Below are 21,502 nucleotides of genomic sequence, written 5' to 3'. Positions count from 1 at the left end.
GAGCCCGAATGCTCGACTTCGGCGGTTCGGGACCGCAACTGCTTCTGCTGCACGGCCTGGGCGGCAGCGCCGAGGGCTGGCGCGAGTTCGCCGGCTTTCTCACCGGCACCCACCACGTGCTCGCCGTCGACCTGCGCGCGGAACTGCCCTGGTCGTGGGATATCGCGCTGGCTGACATCGAAGCCCTCGGCCTGGACAACCCGGCCGTGCTCGGCATGTCCTTCGGCGGCATGATCGCAGGCCGCTGGGCGGCGCGGCACCCGGAGTGCCCCGCCGCGATCAGCATTGACGGCCATCGCGGCGGACTCACCGCACCGGCGAACTATCCGGGCCTGGCGCCCGCCCGGGTCGATGCGGAGCTGGCCGAGCTGCGGGCGGTGTTCGAGGCCCAAGCACGGACCCCGTTCCTTGCCACCGTGTTCGACGCCTTCCTCGCGGACGACACCATCGACGCCTTCGCCAAGGCGCGATGCCCGACCTTGGTGCTGTTGGCGACAAGGAATATCCAGGAGGCACGGGACTTCGACGAGCTGATGGCCGCCGGTCGCCGTGGCGTGGAGCGCGACCTGCTGGCCGCGGCGGCGGCGAATCCGAACCTCACGGTCACGAAGGTCGACGGCACGCACGGCATGGTCACGACGCGGCCCGCCGCCATCGCCGCCGTCGTCCGTCAGTTCCTGCCGCCGTCCGCTCCGTGGTCCGAGGCAGCAGGCCGGACGTGATCCAGGACCCGTTTCCCGGGCCGGCCGAGGAGCGCGAGCAAGCTCCCTCCGCGGTCGGCTAGGCACGAATCACCAGGTTCCGGCCGTCTTCGGCACCTGAGTTCCGGTGCTGTCGCACCCCGGCCCGCGCGAAAGCCCTCTTGTCAGGGTGACCTAACCTTTGCAGGTGACGGTTGGGAACGGGCGCGGTCCTCGGGCTGCCGACCCGGATGAGAGCACCCCGGAGACACGCCCGCCACCGCCGCGAACACGGCCATGGCAGGGACGTCCGGCGATCGCGCTGCTGGCGGCGCTGGTGGTGCTGGCGCTGTGCGTCGTGCTGAGCCTGCTGACCGGCTCGGAGCCGGTCGCGCTCGGCGAGGTACTGCGGGTGTTGTTCGCCGACGACCGCAGCGATGCCGCGGTCATCGTGCACGACCTGCGCATGCCGCGCACGATCGTCGGCATCTGCGTGGGCATCGCGCTCGGCCTCGCCGGAGCGCTGATGCAGTCACTGACCCGCAACCCGATCGCCGACCCCGGCGTGCTCGGCATCAACGCCGGAGCGGCGTTCGGGGTGCTGATCGCCATCGTCGGATTCGGCATCGGCAGCTTCACCGGCTACGTGTGGTTCGCCTTCCTCGGCGCCACCCTCAGCACGACACTCGTCTACCTGATCGGCAGCAGGGGCAACGATTCCGGCGCGCCGGTGCGGCTCGCCCTCGCGGGGACCGCCATCGGCGCGGCGCTCGTGTCGGCGACGGAGGCGATGGTCTTCCTCGACCCCAAAGCCTTCGACGAGTACCGGTTCTGGATCGTCGGCGACATCTCCAAACCCGAGATGACGGTCGTGGTGCAGTTGCTGCCGTTCCTGGCGATCGGAACACTGGTCGCCCTCTCGCTCGGCCCCCGGCTCAACGCGATCGCGCTGGGCGACCAGCTCGGCAAGGCACTCGGCGCGGGGCTGGTCCAGACGCGGTTGCTGGTCGGCGTGGCCGTACTGGTGCTCGCCGGGCTGGCGACGGCCGCGGCGGGCCCGATTGGATTCGTCGGGCTCGCCGCCCCGCACCTCGCGAGGGCGGTGACCGGGCCGGACCAGCGCTGGCTCCTTCCCTTCGCCGGTGTGCTCGGCGCGGTGCTCGTCCTGCTCGCCGACGTGCTCGGCAGGGTGGTGCTGCCCTCGGGTGAGCTGCGCGTCTCGATCCTCACCGCGATCGTCGGCGCGCCGCTGTTCGTCTACCTCGTCCGGCGAAGGCGGGCCGTGGCATGAGCACGAAAACAGTGCGGGTACTGGGAATCTCGGCGCGCTACGAGCCGAGGCGGGCGAGAATGACCGGCGCGCTCGCGGTGCTGCTCGTGGTGCTGACCGGCTACGCGCTGACGGTGGGCAAACTGCCCGTATCGTTCGGCGACGCGCTGTGGATGATCACCGGCAACCCGGGACCGGCCGGAGTGGACTACATCTTCTGGACCGTCCGGCTGCCTCGCGTGATCACCGCGCTGCTGGTCGGCGCCGCGCTCGGCGCGAGCGGAGCCATCGTGCAGAGCCTTTCCCGCAATCCGCTGGGAAGTCCGGACGTGCTTGGCTTCGCCGGCGGCGCCGCGACGGGAGCACTGCTGCAAATTCTGCTGATCGGCGGCAGCGCGCTCGCGGTCGCGGCCAGCGCGCTCGCCGGGGCGTTCGTCACTGCGGCGATCGTGTACGTCGTGGCCTATCGCGGCGGAGTCTCCGGCTACCGGCTGGTGCTCGTGGGCATCGGCATCGGCGCGCTGCTCACGTCGCTGAACCGGTACCTGCTCGTCTCGGCCGAGGTCGACGACGCGTTCAGGGCCGCCGTGTGGCTCACCGGAAGCCTGCTCGACCGCAACTGGGATCACGTCACCATCGCCACCGTGGCGGTCGCCGTACTGGTGCCCGCGGCCTGCCTGCTGGCGCGCAGACTGGCCATGCTGGAGATGGGCGACGAGATCAGCATCGCGCTCGGGATCTCGGTGGGCCGGACCAGGCTGGCGTTGTTCGTCGTCGCGGTCGGTCTCGCCGGAGCGGCGACCGCCGCCGCTGGCCCGGTCGCGTTCGTCGCGCTTGCCGCCCCGCACATCGCCCGCCGCCTGCTGGGGTCGGCCGGTCCGAGCGTGATCGGCTCCGGACTGCTGGGTGCCTTGCTGTTGCTCGGGTCCGATGTCGCGGCGCAGCAGCTGTTTCCGACGGGGGAGTTGCCGGTCGGGGTCGCGACCGGCGTGCTCGGCGGCGTCTACCTCGCGGTGCTGCTCGCCAGGAAATGGGGACGCAGGACCGTGCTCGGCGGCTGAGCCGGGGCGGGTGCTCCGCGAGCACCCGCCCCGGTTTCGCTTACGCGAACTGGGGGAGCAGGCGTTCCAGGTCGTCGAGCATCGTTCCCGCGGCGGAGGTGGACGCACCGTCCCACCACGAGATTCGCGGTACCTCGAAGACCTTGCCCGCCTCGACAGCGGGCAGCCGCTGCCACAACTCGCCCTCGGTGTACCTGCTGAACGTGCTGGACACCTGGCCGCCCTCGAAGGCGCCGCCACCGCTGAAGTGGATGATGACGTCGGCGTCGGCCAGCCTGCCCACCTGCTCGGGGGAGAGGCTGGTGTAGGTGTCGTCGGCTTCTTCCGGCTTGCTCGACTCGGTGCGCTGGACACCGGCGTCGGTGAGGATGCGGGAGGGGAAGATGACCGAGTCCGTGACGATGCGCAGTTCGTCGGTCGTGAACCGCAGCAGCGCGATCTTCTTGGTGGACAACAGATCGGCGTTGCCCGACTTGAACCGTTCGGCGCGTGCCCGGTACTCGTCCAGCTTCTTCTGCTGCGCGTCCCTGACGCCGTAGATGTCGGCGACGGTGAGCGCGGAGTCGTACCACTCGACCTTGTCACGGGTGTTGGCGTAGGCGACGGTGCTCGTCAGCCCGGCGACCGCCTCGAAGTTGTCCTGCAACGAGGCGGTGTTGCCGATGATGAGGTCGGCCTGGAATTCGGCGAGTGCCTCGACGTCGACCTGGCCGAAGCCGAGGTGCTCGAACGCCGTCTGCTGGCTGGGCAGGTAGCCGGGGACGGGCGGTTCCGCGTCGAGCGTCGCCGAGGCCACCAGCGGGATCCCGTGTTCGAGCGCGATCTGTTGCGCCTGGCCGGGGTCCAGCGCGATGACGCGGGACGGCTTCACCGGGACGTCGGTCTTTCCATAGGGATGGGTGACGGTTTTGGTGTCCTTTGTGGACTCCGCAGGCGACGAGGTCCCCGAGGGGCCGCACGCGCTGAGGCCGAGCGTCGCCAGACCGGCGCCGACACCGACGAGGAAGGTCCGTCTGCCCAGCAGGGAAGCTGGCTTGTGCACTGATGTCCTCCAGTGGGGAGTGATATGAGGGGAGATCAGTCGCCGAAGGCTTCGGCGAACTTCGTCTGCCGGACCGTGTCGTTCTCCAGCGGGCACGTGATGCAGTAGCCGTGCTCGGGGTCGGCGCGGAAGTCGAAGCAGCACGTGCCGCGCACGCCCCACGCGCCACTGGGCTTCTCCGGCTGGAACCAGAACAGCCGGGGTTCCTTGCGGATCGGCGCACCGGCGGCGAGCAGCGAGTTCATCAGCCGCTCACTCCGGCGCCACGCCAGGTCGAGGTCGTTGCCGAGCTTGCGGGCCGGATTCAGCATGTAGAAGCCGAGCATGTCCACCACGTAGCCCCACAGCGTGCGGCGGCCGACCCTGGTGTGCGCGCTGAGCGCGTCGATCACCGGCCCGAACAACGCCATGATGTGGGCGCTGGTCCACTCGTCGAGCTCGTTCTCGTCGCCGACGACGACGGTGTCCGGCGCCTGGCCGGTGATGTCGGTGATGTCGGCGATGTCGCTGGGCACGGCCACGCGCGAGCTGACGATGTGCACGTCGCCGAAGAGGTTGTTCTCGTCGGCGGGAAGCCACACCAGGCGGGGGCTCAGGTCGGCGGAACGGCCGGAAAGATAGGTGCCAGCCGCGGCGAGGAAGATCAGCTCCCTGCCGAAGCTCTTGAGGAAGTGCACGCTCGCCGCGCTGATCTGCTGGGGTCCGCGCAGTTCGCGGAAGGCGTCGAACGCGGGGCCGATCATGCCTTCCTCGACCAGCCGGTCCAGCCGCCACCAGCGGATGCCCTCTTGTTCCTGCGGCGGCGCGCTGAGCAGCACCGGCAACGGTGCGAACGTCAATCCGGCGCACGCCTCCACGACGGGAGTCAAGGGCCCGCGGTCACTCACCTGCATTAGGTAAGGCTACACAAAGTCCGATCATGCGCGAAGCCCCGCTTCGGCTACCCGTCGGTACGGGATCCTCGGGCGAGCCCTCGTGGCGCTCTGGCGAAGGCGCGCGACGCGAGCCGAGGCGGATGCCGCCGGGATCGTGCCTGGTCAGGCGTCCGCGCCCGAGTGGGGCGACGCCGGTGCGCACCGTGGGGCGCGGGGTTGTGACGATCGCCGCACGATGGTCTCCGGTGAAAAACGCCCCGCCGGGCCCGGCGGGGCGGACATTCATCGCTTGCCGAGCAGGCGGCGCTTGCGGCTGCCCGCGTTGGCCACCGCCGCCCGCTGGGTCTGCTTCACCTCGTCGCGCAGGTGATCCCAGATCTCATAGACCATGTCCCCGTACTCGGGGACATGGCGGAGGCCGAGAACGTCGCGGGGCCGCTCGAACGGGACGTCGACGAACGTCTTTGCCCTGCCCGGCCTCGCCGTCATCACCATGATCCGGTCGCCGAGGGTGACCGCCTCGTCGACGCTGTGCGTGATGTAGACGACGGTCTTGCGGTTCTCCTCCCACACGCGCAGCAGTTCCTCTTGCAGCAGCGTCTTGTTCTGCTCGTCGAGTGCCGAGAAGGGCTCGTCCATGAGCAGCACCTCGGGATCGTTGGCGAAGGCGCGGGCGATCGAGACGCGCTGCCGCATGCCCCCTGACAGCTGGTGCGGATACGCGTCGGCGAAGTGGGTGAGGCCCGTCTTGTCGAGATAGTGCCCCACGGTGTCGCGCACTTGCGAATCCGGTGCTCCCCGTGCCTTGAGGCCGTAGGCCGCGTTGTCCCACACCGTCATCCACGGGAAGATCGAGTCGCCCTGGAAGATCATGGAGTTCAGCGGCCGGTCCCCGTCGCTGGCCTCGACGGTCACCTGCCCCGACGAGGGTGTTTCGAGTCCGGCGATGATGCGCAGCAGGGTCGTCTTCCCGCAGCCGCTGGGACCGACGATGACGAAGAACTGTCCTGCCGGGATGTCGATGTTGATGTCGTCGAGCGCGACCACATCCTGTTTGCGCACGGGGAAGACCCGGCCCAGCCCGGTGATCGCGATCTTGGCCGGAGCCACCGGGGCTCGCGTGCTGTTCGTGGTCTTGCTGTCCGCGGTAGTCACGGTCACGTCTCCTTGCTGACGGTGTTGCCGGTCATGACGGCGTTCAGGAACGGGCCCACGGCATGAGCAGCCTGGCGATTTCCTTGACGAGCAGTGCGACGGCGAATCCGATCACCGCGATCACCATGATTCCCACGTACATCTGTTCCACCTGGAACAGTTCCCACGCGTTCCAGATCATGAACCCGAGCCCCGATTCGGCACCGACCATTTCGGCCAGTGCGATGAGAATGAGTCCCAGCCCGGCGCCGAGCTCGACCCCGGTCATGATGCTCGGCAGCGCGCCGGGAAGCGCGACGGTGCGGAACACGCGCCACCGCGACGCGCCGAAGTTCCTGGCTACGTCGTAGTAGATGGGCTGGATCTGCAAGACGCCGGAGACGGTGTTGAGCACGACCGGATAGAAGACTCCGATCGCCACCATGGCCACTTTGGACATCTCACCGAGCCCGAAAACGAGCAGGATCAAGGGAAGCAGCGCGCTCTTCGGAATCGGGTAGGTGCCGGAGATCAGCGGGCTCAGTGCCGCGCGGAACCGGCGGCTGAGCCCCATGACGATCCCGATGACGAGCGCGGGGATCACGCCGAGCCAGAAACCGAGGAACAGTCGCTGGATGCTGGCTCCGGTGTGTTCCCACAGTTGCCCGTCCTGGATCATGGTGATCATCTGGCCGAAGATGCTTGTGGGAGCGGGAAAGAAGCGCTCGTCGAGCAAGCCCGACCTTGTTCCGATCTCCCACAGCACGAGCAGCAGGACGGGACTCAGTACCGCGAGAGCGCGGTCGGTGTTCTTGCCGCCGTTCGCGCGCTTGCGGGGCGGTGCGGGGGAGGTCTTGACCGGAGCCGGCGATTGTCGCGGGGCGGCATGTGTTGTCATGAAAGGAATCTCCTTGGCCGGGAATGGGGGCGGCGTGCTCGCCGTTATGAGCCGGTGTCGCCGACCACGCCGAGTTCGCTCGCCGCCTTCCTCGCGAACGTCCTGTCGATGAGCGCGTCGATCGAGACTTCGTTCTCAAGGAACCGCTGTCCGGCGAAGAACCGGTAGTCGCGATTGAGACTCTCGGCGTTGACCTGGCCGTTGGGGTCCATGTGGGTCGGCACCGTGCGGCGCAGCAGTGCAGGGGCCATGCCCACGTTCTCGCCGATGATCTCGCTCAGTTCCTCGGCGCGGGGCCCTGTCCAGTCGCCGCCGGGGACGGCGGCCATGTAGGTGCGGACGGCCTTGAGGAAGCTGCGCATGAAGCAGTCGCCGAGTTCGGGGTTGTCCTGCGCGAAATCCTCGCTGTAGAGCACGGTGGCCAGTTGCTGCCCGGGGTATTGCCCGGAGGGATCGACCATGCGCACCGCGACGCCCCGCTCCTCGGCGAGGGTGGCGGTCGGCTCGGTGGTCATCGACGCGTCGATCGCACCGTTGCCGAGCGCGGTCGCGTGCTCGGACATCCGCATGTAGGTGTGCTTGACGTCGTCGTAGCGTTTGCCGGCCGAGTCCATGATCGCCTGGAGGGTGGATGAGGTCGCCGTGCCCTGGGCCGGTTCGGCGACGGTGCGCCCGGCGAGGTCGGCCGGCCCGCTCACCGCGCCGCTGTCGACGAGGTCCTTGCGCACGAGAAGTGGCATGTAGCCGTAGCCGGGTTCGAGCGTCGCCTTGTCGGCGACGATCCTGATCGCGACACCTCTGGCGACGGCGTTGTACAACCCGGCCGACGGCGCGCCGCCGCCGACGTCGAGGTGGCCCGCGCCCAGCGGCGCGACCATCTTGGCCGCCGAGTCGAAGGTGTAGAAGTCCGGTTTGATCCCTTCCTCCGCGAAGTAGCCCAGTTCGTCGGCAAGGATGAACGGTGCGTCACTGGGGCTGCTCTTGAGAAAACCGATCCGCACGGTCTGTCCGCCGCAGGCCCCCGCGTCGGCGGGGTCGGGTTCGCCCGGCGAGCAGGCGGTGGTCACGCCGACGGCGATGGCGGCTGCCATCGCGCCTGTGGTTCGCCACCGGCGTCGGCGGGTGCGGGAGAAGGTCGGCATGACGGCGTCACCTCGTTGTGGCCATGCAGAAATGTGATCACAGCGGGAATCGCGACGTGTGCGAGGCGTCCTTCGAACTTGCCGAGGCGTCACGCGGAGGTGCCTCGCGGTCACCGGTCGCTCCGAATCCCTCCGCTTTCTATCATTCTGCGATAGTGGTGTATCGCTTAGTGATTTTTGTAGCGTAGGCTGAAGAAGCAGGCGAGTCAACAGTTTCCGTGCTCGCCGATACGCTCGCGCGCGGGAAAGTCGTTTGTACCGCACGGGTTCGCCTCGTGGCCACGGAAGCGTTCTGGCGGCCGAAACCGCCCACAATGGAGTTTGCGAAGTTTCCGAAAACTCCATTGTGGGCTGGAGAACGCGCCGTCACAGGACCTTTCCCGGATTGAGGATGCCGTGCGGATCGAACAGCTGCTTGATTCCCCTGTGCAGCTCCATGGACACCGGGCCGAGTTCGGTCCGCAGCCAGTCGCGTTTGAGCAGTCCGACACCGTGCTCACCGGTGATGGTGCCACCGAGGTCGAGTCCGAGCCGCATCACGGCGTCGAACGCCTCGCGGGCACGGGAAACGTCGTCGGGATCGGTCGCGTCGAAGATGATTTTCGGGTGCATGTTGCCGTCACCGGCGTGCCCCGCGCAGGCCGTGCGCACGTGGTGGCGATTCCCGATCGCGGCGACTCCCTCGACGAACGCGCCCAGTGCGCGCCGGGGAACGCAGACGTCCTCGATCAGCGACGCGCCGAGGCGTTCGGTGGCGACGCCGAGACTTCGCCTCGCCTCGTGCAGGGTGTGCGCCTCGGCGGGAGTGTCGGCCACGATGATCTCGGCCCCGTGTTCACCGGCGATCCCGGCCGCTCTGGTCATCGGGTCGGCGCGGTCCGAGTCGTAGTGGTCGTCGTATTGAAGGAGAAGCATCGCCTCGGCGTCGTCGGGAAACCCGAGTTCCCTGTGGCTTCTGACGATGTCGACCGATGCCCTGTCGAGGAATTCCAGCATCGACGGCGGGCTCGACTCGGTGACGAGACGCCCGACGGCGGCGCAGGCTGAGCCGAGCGAGGTGAAGAACGCGACGGCCGTCGACGCAGGGGGGGGGGGGGCTGTGTTCGCAGCGACAGGGTCGCCTGCGTGATCACGCCGAGCGTTCCCTCCGAGCCGGTGAACAACCGGGTCAGGTCGTAACCGGCGACGCCTTTCGCGGTGGCCGTGCCCGTGTCGAGCACGCGGCCATCGGCCAGTACGACGCTGAGGCCGCGCACGTAGTCGGCGGTGACCCCGTACTTCACACAGCACAGGCCGCCAGCGTTGGTGGCGATGTTGCCGCCGATGGTGCTGAACTCGGTTGAGGACGGATCGGGCGGGTAGTACAGTCCCTCCCTCGCCACCGCGCGGGACAGTTCGGCGTTCAGTACCCCCGGCTCGACTTTCGCGGTCAGTTCCACCGGGTCGATGTCGAGTATCCGGTTCATCGGGGTCAGATCGAGCAGGATCGCGCCGTCGACGGCGTTCGCGCCACCAGCCACTCCGGAACGGGCGCCCTGCGGGACGACGGGGACGCGCTTGAGGGCGGCGAACTCCATGACGGCGACGACGTCCTCGCGGCAGGCTGTCCTGACGAGTGCCGCCGGTGTCCCGTGTGGACAGAAGGTCGCCCGGTCGGTGGCGTGCGCGCCGAGGACGTCGCGATCGAGCACGACGGTGGCACCGGGCAGCAGGGCGGCGAGTTCCTCGCCGAGTGGACCGGGCACGGATCACCCTCCCTGTTCAGAGGCCGAACACGGTGCGGGCGTTGCCGCCGAGGATGTTGCGTTTGGCCGTGTCGTCGAGAAACGGGATCGACATGACCCTGCCCGGCACGTCGAAGTCCCAGTGTGGCCAGTCCGACGAGTAGAGCAGCGTGTTCCGCGCGTCCATCGCGTGGAAGGTGGCTTCGAGCAGTTTCAGGTCGGTGATTTCCATCGGCTGCGAGGTGAAGTACATGTCGCGCATGTAGTCGCTGGGCAGCTTGCGCAGCAGCGGAGCCTCCGACTGGCGCATCAGGTATTCGTGATCGAGCCGCTGCATCATGAACGGGATCCAGGCGAGGCCGCTCTCGATCCAGATGGTGCGCAGACCGGGAAACCGCTCGGGAAGGCCGTTGACGATCCAGTTGGTCAGGTGCGTCATGTTGCAGGTGACGAACGACATCGCGTGCACGGAAAGGAACCGGTTCATCGTCGTCGTCATGCTGTCCTGCCAGGACGGTCCCGCGTGGAAACCCAGTGGCAGCCCGCGTTCCTCAAGCTCGGCGTATATGCGGGTGTATTCGTTGCGGTGAACGCCGGCGTGCCGCTGGCTCGTGACGAGGAAACCGATGACGTCGGGATGGTCGCCGTAGGCGCGGATGGTCTCCACGCATGCCGCGGGGTCCTCGAAGGGAAGCCCGAGCATGGTCTTGATGCGCGGGTCGCCTGGCAGGATCTGCTCGACGAACCATTGGTTGTAGGCCTTCATCAACTGCACCGCGATACCCGGCTCCGGATGCAGGCCGATTTCCAGCATCGGCTGCGGGAACACGACCTGCACGTCGATACTCATCACGTCCATGGCGCGCCGGACCAGCTCGATGTCCCTGTTGTTGCCGTCGACGGGTACCGGTTCGGCAAGAGCCGACTGGTGGGGGATACGGGCTCCCGCGTCCTGAAAGGCCAGTCCCGCCTTGTAGTTGCTGAGCGCGAGCTGGCCGGCCTGCGGCCGGTGCACCATCATCTGCCGGGCGGTGTCGCGTAGCACCGGATCCTCGACGTAGCCGATGATGTCGCGCCACGAGTTGAGCTCGGCGTGGTGGGAATCGACGTCGACGATGAAGATCTCGTCGAGGCCGTAGCGTTCGGTGTCCCTTCGCGCGTTGGCCAGAATTTCCGCCGTGTGGGTCTTCGTGGTGATTTCCTGCGAGGGAAGCGGTCGCGGACCGGATGTCGGGGACACGTCGGCTCCTTTGCGGATCGTGGTGGGCTGAGGAACCGGTCAGGCGTCGCGGGAAAACCAGAGCGCGAGGTCGAAGGGGTTGAGGTCTCGTGCGCGCAGCAGGCCACACGCGAGATCGACGGCAGCGGTCGGGCTGACCTCGTCGGTGAGCGGGTTGGCCGCGCCGGAGTGCTCGCTGTGGTGCGCGTACAGCTTCGCGGCGGCGGTGACGATCGTGCGCAGTACGTCCTGGCCGACTGTGCCGTGCGGTTCGCCCGTGCTTCCGACGATGTCTTCGACATGCCGTTCCAGTAGCGCGGCGACCTCGGGCAAGCCGGTCAGGACGGGAGTGTCAGATGTGGACACTGATTTCTCCTTCGTGTTCGGACACGTCGAAGGCACGCAGCCGGAACCGGCTCGAACCGGGATGTTCTCCCGTGGTGAGCCGGAACTCGAATCCGTGCCACGGGCACACGAGGTGCGGATCGTCGTCGTCGAAGGCGAGTCCGAGACTGTTGCGCAGCTCGTCGAGGCGTTCGGTGACCCCGTCGACGAGCCTGCCCTGGCACACCGGGCCGCCTTGGTGGGGACACGTGTTCTCGTAGGCGTAGAGGGCGCCCCTGAACCGGAACACGCCGATGTGCAGATCGTCGCGGACGGCGACGACGTAGCGCCCGCCTTCGGCGACGTCGTCGCTGCGGCCGACGACGACGGGTGACGTTCGGCCAGTGCTCACTGTCACGGTGCTCTCCTCGCGCTGATGCCACTCCGGTCGGCCGGGGCGGGCGACCCGCCGGACTTCTTGTATCGCTGTATGATAGCGTGAAATCGCTCAATGATAGCCGAGTCTACGATTCTCGAATGGTGGCGTCAATGAACACCACGTGCGAGATCCCGCGCTCGCGCAACGGGTTTCGATAGCATCGACGGCTCGCGGACGGTAAGTGAGGGACACAGGGTGACGGGTACGAGATCCGGAGCGGACAGCGCGCGCAGAGCGCTGGAGATGCTGTTCGCGTTCACGGAACAGAAGCCGAGCGCCTCGGCGCGTGAACTGGCCGAGACGCTGGACATCCCCGTTCCCTCCGTCCATCGCTACGTGGCGATGTTGCGGGACATGGGATTGATCGAGGAGGGCTCCCGTGGCCGCTACCACCTCACGATGCGCGTCACCGCGCTGTCCCGCGCGGCAAGGCAGGCGACGCCGATCATGGATGTCGCCGAGCCCTACATGCGGCGGCTGGCCGAGAGCATCGGCGAGGCGGTTCTGCTGATGCGCATGGTCGGCGGAAATCCGGTGTGTTTCCACCGGATCGAGACGCCCAGCCGGTTCCGGCTCTCGTTCGAACCAGGCCAGCCGCTGCCGCTGCTGCGAGGAGCCAGCGTCCGGCTGCTGCTCGGCGCGCTGTCGCCAGAGGAACGAAGCCACTACATCGACGCGGCGTTGAGCGCCGGTGCGCTGCCTCCCGTCGAGGGCAAACAGGGGCTGCTCAGCCAGATCGAGAAGGACCTCGCCAGGGGCTGGGCGATCAGTAACGAGGAGATCGACCAGGGGGTGTGGGCGGCCTCGGCGGCGGTGTTCGAGGAAGGCAAGGTGGTGGCGACCCTGTCGGCGCCCTGCCCGATCTTCCGGATGGACGAGGAGCGCAAGGATCTCGTCGTCGATCTCATCCGCACGGCCGCGGCCGATCTCTCCCACGCGCTCAGTCCCGGCTACCGCGACTGAACATGCTCGTGCTTGTCCACAAAGGATTCCCGGTCAGGAAACGTGGATGTGCTTGAGTTCGGTGAACTGGTGCACGCCCGCGATCCCGCGCGTGCGGCCGAGACCGGACGACTTGTAGCCACCGGTGGGTATGTCCGGATAGGAACCACCCCAGCCGTTGACCCACACGGTCCCGGCGTGGATCTCGCCAGCGAGGTGCTGAGCAAGGGTGCTGTCCCTGGTCCAGATTCCCGCGACGAGACCGTAGGGCGTCGCGTTGGCCATCCGCACTGCCTCGGCCGTCTCGTCGAACGGCTCGATCGTCACGACGGGACCGAAGACGTCGGTGGAGACGATCCCGGAATCCAGCGGGGGAGCCTGGACGACGGCCGGAGTCACGACGTGCCCGGCGATGCCAGGATGGGTCAGTTCGCCACCGCGAACCGCACTGTGCGCGCGGGCGGCATCGATGTGGCCGAGCACCGAGGCGGCGTGGCCCGGCGAGATCAGCGGGCCGAGCTCGGTGGCCGGATCGGCGGGATCGCCAAGCCGCAGCGCGGCGAGCAGATCACCGACGACCGTCACCGCCTCGTCGAGAATCGAGCGATGCACCAGCACTCGTGAGCAGGCCATGCACATCTGGCCCGCCGTGATGACCACCGAGCGGGCCAGCGCCGGAAGCGCGACGTCGAGATCGGCGTCGGGAAGCACGATCGCCGGATTCTTGCCGCCGAGTTCGAGCAGTGGCCGGGTCATCGTCGCGGCCGCCGAGGCCAGAACCCGCTCGCCGACACTGGTGGAGCCGGTGAACGCGACCGCCCTCACCAGCGGACGACCGATGAGGTGCTGAGCCACCGCGATGTCGCCCGACACGACGTGCAGCACGTCGGAGGGGACTCCGGCCCTGTGCCCCATGGCGACGACCTTGCGGGTCACGTGCACCGTCTGCGGGGCCGGTTTCACGATCGCGGTCACCCCGGCGGCCAGCGCGGGAGCGAGATCACGCGCCATCAGCATGACCGGCCAGTTCCAGGGAACCAGCAGCAGGCTCACCCCGGCCGGCTCGCGCACCAGCCTGCTGATCGTGCCGTCCGGCTGGGTCGTGGTGGCCCCGCCGGTGAGCCTGGCAAGGCCGGCGTTGTAGTCGAGCGCGTCGGCCGCTCCGGCGACCTCGCGACGTGCCTCGGCGACCGGTTTTCCGGTCTCCCGCACGAGATCCGCCACCAGGCCCTCGGTCTCGGCCCGCAGCGCTTCCGCCCACGCGCGCAGCACCCTCGCCCGGTGGGCGCCGTCCCGGCTCCATCGCGGCAGCGCCGCGTCGGCGCGCGCGACGGCGTCGTCGAGTTCGTCGGCCGGGGTCGCGGCGACCTCGGGGAGCGGGCGCAGCGATGTGGGATCGACAGGCCGCGATGGCGGATCCCAGCGCGCGGTGTCCTCCGGATGCGGTGCGGTGCTCGTCATGGTGTCCTTTCCGGACTCACGGGTTTGTCAGACACGATCAGAGGTCGAGTACCAGCCGGGCCGAGGCGCAGCCGCCCACGCAGATCATCATCGAAGCGTTCCGCGCCCGTTCCCGTTCACTGAGAATCGTGTCCCTGTGCACGGGGCTGCCTGCGAGTACTTTGGTCTCACACGTGCCGCAGAAACCCTCCTCGCAGGAGAACAGGACATCCGGCCTTTTCTCCCTGACCGCATCGAGAATCGACTGTCCCTCGTGGACGGTGACGGTCTCACCCGTCGAAGCCAGTTCCACCTCGAACGCCGACGATTCCGGCCCGGGAGCGGATTCCCCTTCCGAGCGCGCCTTCTCGAACCGCTCGAAGCGCAGTGGCAGATCGCCTCGCTGGTGTTCGACGACGTCGGCCAGCGCGCTCAGCATCCCGCCGGGACCGCAGGCGTAGAGCATGGCCTCGCGCGGCGCGGCGCCGACGATCTCACCGAGGGGTAGTGGGCCGTCGGTGTCGTCGGCGAACAGCCGCAGCGTCGCGCCGGAACGTTCGGCGAGGCGGGACAGTTCGCCGGTGAACGCGAGCGTGTCCGCGCGCCGTCCCCCGTAGTGCAGCTCCCACGGAACGCCTCGCGCGCACGCCGCCGCGATCATCGGCAGCAGCGGCGTGATGCCGATACCGCCCGCGACGAAAACGTAGGCAGCCGCCGGTTCGAGCCGGAAATGGTTGCGAGGCCCCAGAATGCGCAGTTCGCGCCCGAGGAGCGCGGTGTCGTGGATCTCGGCCGAGCCGCCCCGGCCGTCCCGCTCGCGCAGCACGGCCACGGTGTAGTCCGGGTCGTCCGGCGATCCGCACAGCGAGTACTGGCGCACGAGCCCCGAAGGCAGTATGACGTCGATGTGCGCGCCGGGTTCCCACGGCGGAAGCGGTTGCCCTCCGGTCGCGCGCAAGCGCAGCGACAGTACGCCTTCGGATTCCCAGCAGGCTCGCACGACCCGCACGGTCATCGGCAGCGCCGCGGTCATGGCGCCACCCCGGCGAGCCCGTCGCGGGCGTTTTCCTGTGGCCCGCCGCGCAGGACGTGCAGGAACGCGAGCACGAATCCGTCGTCCTTGAGGATCACGACGTTGTCGGCGGCCTCCCGGATACTGGTCATCGCGCCGTGGGCGTCCGGTCGCTCCCACCGTGCGCCGGGACTGACGACGATCGTGCCGAGCAGGGTGCCCGACAGCCGGGCCGCGTCACCGAGCTGGGTCACCGCCTCGCGGTCGACCGCGCCGAGGTCGAGGGTGAACAGTACGACGACGTCGGCGCCGTGCATGGCGTGGTCGAGCGGGCTGCTCACCGCGCGCCCTTCCCCGGACTCGGGTACCGGCTCCGGTTCGAACCGCCGCTGGGCGGGCAACAGCGCTTCGCCGGCGACGGTGATGCCCGCGAGCGCGTCGGCGTGCGCGCCGGTCCACGACCGTGCTTCGCGTTCCAGCGGGATCAGCAGGACTCCGGCCTCGTAGGAGCGCCTTGTCCAGGAGATCTCGGCCATGATCGGCTGCCCTCCTTTCGTTTCGGGCGCCTCAGATGGAGACGAACTCTTCGCCGGGGTGGACGACGAGCGCGTCCCGCGCGCCCTCGTTGAACGGCACCGATTTCGGTAGCAGCACCGAGGCCGAGCGCACGGCGTGGTGCTCGGTGAGTTCGCCGGGCAGCGGGGACTCGCCGTCCGCGGCGTCCTCGGCCGCGGCGAGCAACCTCCTGCGGGCGAGGATGATCGCCGCGTCGCTCGTGCCCAGGCGTTCCTTGGTGCGATCGACGATCGGGCCCATGCTCTCCTGCAAGGAGAAGTCCTGCGCCGAGATGCCCTCGACCCCGCTGAAGGTCAGTTTGTCGCGCTGGGCCTCGCGGTCGATGAGATAGTCGTTGTCCTTGTTGGCCAGTGTGCGGTAGGTGCCGGGGACGTACTTCACGTGAATGCCCTCGCCAGCGCGCATCGACGCGAGTTCGTCCTCACGCAGATCGCGGGTGGGGTGGTAGTTGATGCTCCATGCCCAGCACGTCTCGTCGTCGATGGGAACCCAGGCGTGCGCGCCGAGCGGGTTGTGCGTGCCGAACGGCGGGATGATCGTGTACCAGGGCATGATCCACTGGGTGATGCGCCAGTAATACTCCTCCTCGTCGGCGTTGCGCCGCGCGCCGATCAGCAGGCCGCCGTCGGACTCGATGACCTCGAACTTGGGGCGGGTGTCGGCCTTGAGGTATTTCAGCCCGTCGGTTCCGGCGTGCATGGGGTCGTTGTCCATGTTGAACCGGTGCGCGAAGGACACGTGGCTCGAATCGATGCCACCTTCCATCGCCTGCATGAAGTTCGTCTCCTGAATGCGTTTCGAGACGAACACCCGTGAGGAGGGCAGGGTCGCCCATTCCAGTTCGGGCGCCTCCGGCTTGAGTTCGGGCGGTCCCAGGTAGGCCCAGATCACTCCGCCGCGTTCGACGCAAGGGTAGGCCGTCTGCTTGATCTTCTCCCTGAACCGGCTTTCCGGCGGCTCGGACGGCATGTCGACGCAATTGCCGTTCACGTCGTATTTCCAGCCGTGGTAGGCGCACCGGAGCCCGCATTCCTCGTTGCGGCCGAAGAACAGGGACGCGGTGCGGTGGCTGCAAAATTCGTCGATCAGCCCGATCCTGCCCTCGGTGTCGCGGAACGCGATGAGCTTCTCGCCGAGCAGCTGCACCCGTACCGGCGGGCAGTCCGGCTCCGGGATCTCCTCGGCCAGCAAGGCGGGAATCCAGTAGCGGCGGAGCAGCGTGCCCATCTCGGTGCCCTTGTTGGTGCGGACCAGTCGTTCGTTTTGTTCCCGGGTCAGCAAGACGTGCTCCTTCTACTGGTGGAATCGTGGTCTGTGGTGGACAACCCGATCAGCGGGGGCGGACGACGACGTGCGGTGACTCCGGCCCATTGCCTTCGGCCAGCAGTGCCAGCATGTGCGCGGTGTCGTCGAGTCCGGTTTCGACGGTCGGCACGGCGCCGAGGCCCGAGCTCGCATCGGTCAGTGATTCGATGGCGGCGGCGATGGCTTCGGGGGAGCGGCCGCGGACTCCGAGCACCCGCAGTCCCCGGCGGATGAGCGAGGACGTGTCGAACGAGGCGGCCGAGGGCTGTTTCGGGTTGGTGAGCACGAGCCGCCCGCCGTGGCCGAGCATCGCGGTCGCCGGGCCGAGCACGCCGGGGTCGGGTCCCACCGTGTCCACGACGACGTCGGCGGAGCCCCCGGTGAGCGCGCCGACGGCGGCAGCCGTGCCGTCGGGGTCGTCACCGGTCACGACTGGTTTCGCGCCGAGTGCTTCGGCGATCGCCAGCCGTTCGCGGTCGCGGGCGAGGCCGGTGACCACGACCCGGCGTGCCCCAGCCCACCGCGCGGCGGCCGCTACCGCGAGCCCGTGATAACCGGGGCCGAGAACGACGACCGTGTCGCCCGCGCGCAGCGCCCCGGCCGAGGTCACCCAGTCGATCGCGTTGGCGTAGGGGAGTACCCACGCCGCGAGGTCGTCGGTGAGCTCGTCCGGAAGCCGGTGGGTGACGGTGTTGGCCGCGAGGAACGTGTACTCCGCGTTTCCTCCGGTCAGGCCGGGAGGTTCCGACGCGGGAATCGTGCCGACCCTGAGTCCTCCGCTCCACAGATCGGTTTCCGGGCACAGCCGGTAGGGACCGGTCGCGCAGGTGGGGCACCGTCCACAAGGGAGGTATTCCTCCAGAAGAACGCGGTCGCCGATCGCGAGACCACGTCGGCGAGCCGCCTCGTGGCCGAGGGCGGCCACCGTGCCGACGACGTGATGGCCCAGCACCGTCGGTTCGGAGACGCCGCGCGCGAACAGGCCGACGTCGGTGCCGCAGATTCCGGAAGCGGTGACGGCGAGCCAGCCCTCGTCCGGTCCCGGCTCGTGCAGCGGAAACGATCTGATCTCACCGGTGGCGCCTGGCAGGGCCACGCTGGCTCGCGCGAAGGAGGGCAGAGCTGTTTCTCGCGTGCCCTCGGGACCGGCGCTGGGCGGGTGCGTCATCGCCGTTGTCTCCTCGACCTAAGAGCTATCGGTGTGTGATAGCTGAAAATCGCTTAGTGATAGAAGGCTAGACAGGGTTGGTCCGGCCCGTCAAGAGGCGGGAGATCGAGTCCGATATCCGGGCCGCCGCTTGCTCGAACCCTCGCGAGTGGACAGTCGCGTCCGTGGGGACCGCGCGAATTCCGCTTCCCGGGAAGCACTGTGCGACGGTGGTGACGTGGCCGGGCTGACAGCACGAACGTGGGCCGGTGATAATCGCGGTCGTGAACACCACGGACGACGGGGACAGTGACAGCGAGGTCGGCAGGGCCGGTGGGGGCGCTCCGGGGAGAGGATGTTCGCGATGAGTACGGAGCGGGCGCCGGAAAAGAAGCGGCGCAGCAACGCCGAACGGAGCGCGGCGACGCGCTCGGCGGTACTGGACGCCACGATCACCGCGATCGTCAGGTACGGCTACCGCGGTGCGACGTCGGAACGCATCGCCGAGATCTCCGGGCTCACAAGGGGAGCGCAGAAACACCACTGGTCGACCAAGGCCGAGATGGTCGTGGAAGCGTTGCTGTACCTGCACGACAAGCTGATGGTGGTGACGGTCGCCGAGCTGGATCAGGCGGCCGGAAAGGGAATCCGGCCCGTGCTCGACGCGCTGTGGCGCTCGTTCCAGACCGACCTGTTCACCGCGGCCGACGAACTGCACGTCGCCGCTCGCAGCGAGGGCGAATTGCGGCCGAAGCTGATCGAGGCCGAGCGCGAGATCGGAAGGCGGATCGGGGACGTCACCACCGCGGCGCTCGACGACGGCAGGCAGTCCGCGCGGCGGCTCGGGGAGGTCGGCGCCCACGCCGTCAACGTGATGCGGGGGATGGCGTTCCAGTCGGCGTTGCTGCCGAGTCCCGAGCGGGAACAACGCCAGCTCACGGTGCTTGAACAGGCGGTGGCGGCATTGCTGGAGGCCGAAGCGGGTTGAGCGCCCGGCCGGCGCTCGTGAGGTGATCATCCGAATGGGCGATCAGGGCGTGCTCCGAATGATTGACATCCATCCCGGGATGTTTGTATCGTCCTCCGCAACGGTCGACGGCGACCGATGCGAGCGAAGGGTGCCGGATGTCGCTGAGCCTGACAGAGGACAGAACCGCTTTCGCCGAGGCCATTCGCGATTTCGTCGCGAAGGAGTGCGGTACGCGTGAGCAACGGATCGCACTCACCGACGGCGGCAGAAGCGCGCACAACGAGAAACTGAACCGCAAGATCGGCGAACTCGGCTGGAGCGCCGTCGCCTTCCCCGAGGAATACGGTGGCAGTGGTGGTGGCATCACCGAGGCGTGCCTGCTGCTGGAAGAACTGGCCTACGGACAGGCTCCGGTCTTCGGGCTCGGCATCTCCATGATCGTCGGCAGCACGATCCAGCGCTTCGGAACCGAGTCGCAGCGAGCGGAAGTCATCGGCAGCCTCGCAAGAGGCGAGGTCTCCGCGATCGCGATGAGCGAACCAGGGGCCGGCTCGGACGTCGCCGCGCTCCGGTGCGCGGCGCGCAGGACCGCCGACGGATACGTCATCAACGGCCAGAAGACCTGGATCTCGTGCGCCCCGTACGCGGAGCGGATCCTGCTGGTGTGCCGGACCGGAGACGGCGGCTCCCGGCACGAGGGCATCAGCATGCTCGTCGTGCCTGCCGGTACCGACGGCGTGGACATCCGCCCCATCGACACCCTCGGCGGGCGCGAGATCAACGAGGTGTTCTTCACCGATGCCACGGTGCCGCACGACAATCTGGTCGGCGTCGAAGGCCAGGCGTGGAGCCAGCTCATGGCAGGGCTCAACTTCGAGCGGCTCGTGTGCGCTGCCACGTTCCTCGGAAACGCCCGCAGGGCCTTCGACGACACCCTCGAATACGTGCGCCAGCGGGAACAGTTCGGAAGGCCGGTCGGTTCGTTCCAGGCACTCAAACACCGGCTCGCCGACCTCGCCGTCGACATCAAATGCGCGTCGCTGCTCGTGTACGACGTGGCGCGGCTCGCGGACGAGGACAAGGACCGCCAGTGGCCGCGCGAGGCGTCCATGGCGAAACTCAAGGCCACCGAAACCGCGAAGAAGGCCGCGCTCGAAGGCATGCAGATGATGGGCGCCGCCGGATACACCACCGAATACGACATGGAACGACATCTCAGGCAGAACGTCATCGCCACGGTCTTCGCGGGAACCAGCGAGGTCCAGCGTGACATCATCGGCAAGACCTTCGGATTGTGACCCTCCAGCACCGGCATCGTGCCAAGGGGCACCGTCGGTTCTTTTTTCAGCTGTGCAAGGCAATACACGAAAGTGAGGCGTTCGCCATGACGACAACCAGCCCGGTCCACCTGCTCGCCAGTGGTGGTCATTACTTCGAGGGAGCCCGTTGGCACGACGGCACGTGGTGGGTGTCGGACATCTATGCCAAGAAGGTCTGCACCTACGACACCGAGGGCAACCGCACCGAGATCATGCACGTGGAGGGCAATCCCTCCGGGCTCGGCTGGCTGCCCGACGGTTCGCTGCTCGTGGTGTCGATGCACGACCGCACGCTGCTCAGGCGCACCGCCGACGGCGAGGTCAGCGTCTACGCCGACCTCTCGGAACTGTGTGCCTACGAGCTCAACGACATGGTGATCAACGCGGCGGGCCAGGTCTACGTCGGCACGATCGGCTTCGCCATCGCCCAGGGTGACGAGATTCGTCCTGGCGCGATCTACCGGGTCGACCCGGACGGCACCGGACACGTGGCCGCCGAAAACGTCATCTGCCCCAACGGCATGGTGATCACCAACGACGACCGCACGCTCATCGTCGCGGAGTCCTTCTCCTCGCGCCTCACCGCGTTCACCATCGGCGACGACGGCGCGCTCACCGATCAGCGGGCCTTCGCGCAGATCGGCGCGGATCCCGGACTGACGTCGCTGCCGGAGATGATGGCCGCTTCCGAGATCTGGCCGGACGGCTGCGCCATCGACGCCGAGGACAACATCTGGGTGGCCGACGCGGGACACCAGCGCATCGTGCGGATCGATCCGCACGGCAAGATCGTGGAGGAGATCAAGGAGGAGGAAGGGCTCGGCATCTACGCGTGTGCCCTTGGCGGTGACGACGGCAGGACGCTGCTGATGTGCTCGGTGCCCGACTTCTTCGCCGCGGCACAGGGCACCGACACTGACAAGGCAGTGCTCAAAACGACGCGGGTCGCCGTGCCGCACGGCGGCAGGCCCTGACGGAAGGGG

Annotated in this window: 21 protein-coding genes and 1 pseudogene; 7 read left to right on the top strand and 15 right to left on the bottom strand. The window is 68.1% G+C overall.

The window, feature by feature from the left end; genetic code table 11:
• Window positions 1-8 precede the first annotated feature (8 nt).
• The 3 genes from BAY61_RS18060 (at window position 9) to BAY61_RS18050 (ending at window position 3,011) form a co-directional block, all read left to right on the top strand.
• The gene (locus BAY61_RS18060; protein ID WP_091808764.1) at window positions 9-722 is read left to right on the top strand and encodes an alpha/beta fold hydrolase; all 714 of its coding nucleotides are present in this window, start codon (window positions 9-11) and stop codon (window positions 720-722) included.
• A 166-nt stretch (window positions 723-888) separates the two neighbouring features.
• Window positions 889-1,971, top strand: a complete 1,083-nt coding sequence (locus BAY61_RS18055) for a FecCD family ABC transporter permease (RefSeq protein WP_091808762.1) — start codon at window positions 889-891, stop codon at window positions 1,969-1,971.
• Window positions 1,968-3,011 (top strand): FecCD family ABC transporter permease, encoded by a 1,044-nt coding sequence (locus BAY61_RS18050; protein WP_091808761.1) that lies wholly within the window; start codon window positions 1,968-1,970, stop codon window positions 3,009-3,011. Before BAY61_RS18055 ends, BAY61_RS18050 begins: the two co-directional genes overlap by 4 nt.
• A 40-nt stretch (window positions 3,012-3,051) precedes the next feature.
• Here the strand turns inward: BAY61_RS18050 and BAY61_RS18045 are convergent, their stop codons facing one another.
• From BAY61_RS18045 to BAY61_RS18005, 10 genes and pseudogenes are all read right to left on the bottom strand, one after another.
• On the bottom strand, window positions 3,052-4,053 hold the full coding sequence (locus BAY61_RS18045; RefSeq protein WP_170140272.1) for an ABC transporter substrate-binding protein: 1,002 nt from the start codon (window positions 4,051-4,053) through the stop codon (window positions 3,052-3,054).
• A 35-nt stretch (window positions 4,054-4,088) separates the two neighbouring features.
• A complete protein-coding gene (locus BAY61_RS18040; RefSeq protein ID WP_091808757.1) occupies window positions 4,089-4,946 on the bottom strand; it encodes a (2Fe-2S)-binding protein in 858 nt (285 codons plus the stop codon).
• Between the two features lie 264 nt (window positions 4,947-5,210).
• Window positions 5,211-6,083, bottom strand: a complete 873-nt coding sequence (locus tag BAY61_RS18035; RefSeq protein ID WP_245865186.1) for an ABC transporter ATP-binding protein — start codon at window positions 6,081-6,083, stop codon at window positions 5,211-5,213.
• 43 nt (window positions 6,084-6,126) lie between these two features.
• Entirely contained in the window at window positions 6,127-6,960 is an 834-nt protein-coding gene (locus BAY61_RS18030; RefSeq protein ID WP_091808756.1) for an ABC transporter permease, read from the bottom strand.
• Between the two features lie 44 nt (window positions 6,961-7,004).
• The gene (locus tag BAY61_RS18025; protein WP_170140271.1) at window positions 7,005-8,102 is read right to left on the bottom strand and encodes an ABC transporter substrate-binding protein; all 1,098 of its coding nucleotides are present in this window, start codon (window positions 8,100-8,102) and stop codon (window positions 7,005-7,007) included.
• A gap of 366 nt (window positions 8,103-8,468) precedes the next feature.
• Complete coding sequence (locus BAY61_RS18020; RefSeq protein WP_245865184.1) at window positions 8,469-9,392, bottom strand: FAD-binding oxidoreductase; 924 nt, start codon at window positions 9,390-9,392, stop codon at window positions 8,469-8,471.
• Window positions 9,371-9,679, bottom strand: a pseudogene (locus BAY61_RS33580) (FAD-binding oxidoreductase); the annotation flags it as partial. The gene BAY61_RS18020 and the pseudogene BAY61_RS33580, both read right to left, overlap by 22 nt.
• A gap of 184 nt (window positions 9,680-9,863) precedes the next feature.
• A complete protein-coding gene (locus BAY61_RS18015; RefSeq protein ID WP_091808753.1) occupies window positions 9,864-11,066 on the bottom strand; it encodes an amidohydrolase family protein in 1,203 nt (400 codons plus the stop codon).
• Between the two features lie 39 nt (window positions 11,067-11,105).
• Entirely contained in the window at window positions 11,106-11,411 is a 306-nt protein-coding gene (locus tag BAY61_RS18010; protein ID WP_091808751.1) for a hypothetical protein, read from the bottom strand.
• Window positions 11,398-11,787 (bottom strand): Rieske (2Fe-2S) protein, encoded by a 390-nt coding sequence (locus tag BAY61_RS18005; protein WP_211323620.1) that lies wholly within the window; start codon window positions 11,785-11,787, stop codon window positions 11,398-11,400. Before BAY61_RS18005 ends, BAY61_RS18010 begins: the two co-directional genes overlap by 14 nt.
• A gap of 216 nt (window positions 11,788-12,003) precedes the next feature.
• Here BAY61_RS18005 and BAY61_RS18000 point away from each other — a divergent pair, with 216 nt between their 5' ends.
• Entirely contained in the window at window positions 12,004-12,771 is a 768-nt protein-coding gene (locus BAY61_RS18000) for an IclR family transcriptional regulator (RefSeq protein ID WP_091808748.1), read from the top strand.
• Window positions 12,772-12,804: 33 nt separating this feature from the next.
• Here the strand turns inward: BAY61_RS18000 and BAY61_RS17995 are convergent, their stop codons facing one another.
• Genes BAY61_RS17995 through BAY61_RS17975 form a run of 5 tightly spaced genes read right to left on the bottom strand, consistent with a single transcriptional unit; the run spans window position 12,805 to window position 18,251 of the window.
• A complete protein-coding gene (locus BAY61_RS17995; RefSeq protein WP_091808746.1) occupies window positions 12,805-14,211 on the bottom strand; it encodes an aldehyde dehydrogenase family protein in 1,407 nt (468 codons plus the stop codon).
• Window positions 14,212-14,248: 37 nt separating this feature from the next.
• A complete protein-coding gene (locus BAY61_RS17990) occupies window positions 14,249-15,223 on the bottom strand; it encodes a PDR/VanB family oxidoreductase (protein ID WP_091808745.1) in 975 nt (324 codons plus the stop codon).
• Complete coding sequence (locus tag BAY61_RS17985; protein ID WP_091808743.1) at window positions 15,220-15,738, bottom strand: hypothetical protein; 519 nt, start codon at window positions 15,736-15,738, stop codon at window positions 15,220-15,222. The genes BAY61_RS17990 and BAY61_RS17985 overlap by 4 nt, the downstream gene beginning before the upstream one ends.
• A gap of 31 nt (window positions 15,739-15,769) precedes the next feature.
• Window positions 15,770-17,059 carry a Rieske 2Fe-2S domain-containing protein gene (locus BAY61_RS17980; RefSeq protein ID WP_091808741.1) on the bottom strand — a complete coding sequence of 430 codons (1,290 nt, stop codon included), beginning with the start codon at window positions 17,057-17,059 and terminating at the stop codon, window positions 15,770-15,772.
• Between the two features lie 49 nt (window positions 17,060-17,108).
• Window positions 17,109-18,251 (bottom strand): zinc-dependent alcohol dehydrogenase, encoded by a 1,143-nt coding sequence (locus BAY61_RS17975; protein WP_091808739.1) that lies wholly within the window; start codon window positions 18,249-18,251, stop codon window positions 17,109-17,111.
• A 343-nt stretch (window positions 18,252-18,594) separates the two neighbouring features.
• On the opposite strand from BAY61_RS17975, the gene BAY61_RS17970 reads away from it, so the two are divergent.
• The 3 genes from BAY61_RS17970 (at window position 18,595) to BAY61_RS17960 (ending at window position 21,493) form a co-directional block, all read left to right on the top strand.
• On the top strand, window positions 18,595-19,218 hold the full coding sequence (locus tag BAY61_RS17970; protein ID WP_170140270.1) for a TetR/AcrR family transcriptional regulator: 624 nt from the start codon (window positions 18,595-18,597) through the stop codon (window positions 19,216-19,218).
• Between the two features lie 137 nt (window positions 19,219-19,355).
• A complete protein-coding gene (locus tag BAY61_RS17965; RefSeq protein ID WP_091808735.1) occupies window positions 19,356-20,498 on the top strand; it encodes an acyl-CoA dehydrogenase family protein in 1,143 nt (380 codons plus the stop codon).
• Between the two features lie 86 nt (window positions 20,499-20,584).
• Window positions 20,585-21,493 (top strand): SMP-30/gluconolactonase/LRE family protein, encoded by a 909-nt coding sequence (locus BAY61_RS17960; RefSeq protein ID WP_091808734.1) that lies wholly within the window; start codon window positions 20,585-20,587, stop codon window positions 21,491-21,493.
• The last annotated feature ends 9 nt before the right edge of the window (window positions 21,494-21,502 follow it).

This window comes from Prauserella marina (genome assembly GCF_002240355.1).
Taxonomy (GTDB): Bacteria; Actinomycetota; Actinomycetes; order Mycobacteriales; family Pseudonocardiaceae; genus Prauserella_A; species Prauserella_A marina.
Note: the sequence above shows the minus strand (reverse complement) of the source record. Positions and strands in the feature narration are given on the sequence as shown.